The sequence below is a fragment of the Chryseobacterium sp. CG10_8 genome, assembly GCF_058117085.1.
The window spans coordinates 1-927 of the sequence record NZ_JBYVEB010000252.1; the positions used below are offsets into that span (position 1 = coordinate 1).

Annotated in this window: 1 protein-coding gene; it reads left to right on the plus strand. The window is 26.8% G+C overall.

Annotated elements, in window-relative coordinates:
• Nucleotides 1-29 precede the first annotated feature (29 nt).
• The coding region (locus tag AC4AGG_RS16590) for an ATP-grasp domain-containing protein (RefSeq protein WP_489773134.1) at nt 30-927 on the plus strand (898 nt) is incomplete at its 3' end.

Consider the following 927-nt stretch of genomic DNA (forward strand, 5'->3'; position numbering starts at 1 on the left):
AAAAATTTGTTAAATGATTTGAAGAATTTATGATTAAGATTATTTCAACATATTTTGAGAAAAACACGGAGGAAGTAATAGATTATATACTTGCAAATAATCTCTCTTTTGAGAGGATCAATTATGAGGAGTATCCATATTCAATCCATATTTGTAATGAAGTAATTGTTCCGAGGAGTAATAATACTCATTGGCACAGACGAGGTAGAGCCAATTTTATTCCCAATAGGAAAAGTTATCCTTCTGAATTTTTGCAATATCTTCGAGGAGAAGAAAAAATTTTAATTGATGCATATGAGTGCTTTAATAGTGAGAGATATTTTGGAAGTTATCTGAGAGAGGAGAGACATAACAAATTGCTTGATTTGAAAATTGCAGGTGAAGTCGGTTTGAAAATTCCAAATAGTTTATGTACCAACAATAAAATAGACTTATTAGAATTCATTAAAAAGAATAAGAAAATTGTTACCAAAGCTCTAAATTATAGTTTTTCATATTCTAATGAAAAGTACTATTGTAATTCTTTTCTAACTAAGGAAGTTATTGACAAAGATATTAAAAGCCTTTCTGAATTTTTTGTTCCCGCATTTTTTCAGGAGAAAATCGAAAAAAAATTTGAAGTAAGAGTATTTTATTTCAATACTAATTTATATCCAATGGCAATTTTTTCGCAAAATGATTCAAAAACCCAGATTGATTTTAGAAATTATAATAATGAGAAACCAAATAGAAATGTACCATTTAGTTTCCCCAAAAATATATACAATAAAATATTGAAGTTTATTGCGAAAAAGAAATCAAATACTGGCTCAATTGATATGATTTATTCAGTGAATGATGAGTTTGTTTTTTTGGAAGATAATCCGATGGGACAATACGATTGGGTAAATAAATTTTGTAACTATTATATTGAAAAAGAAATATTTA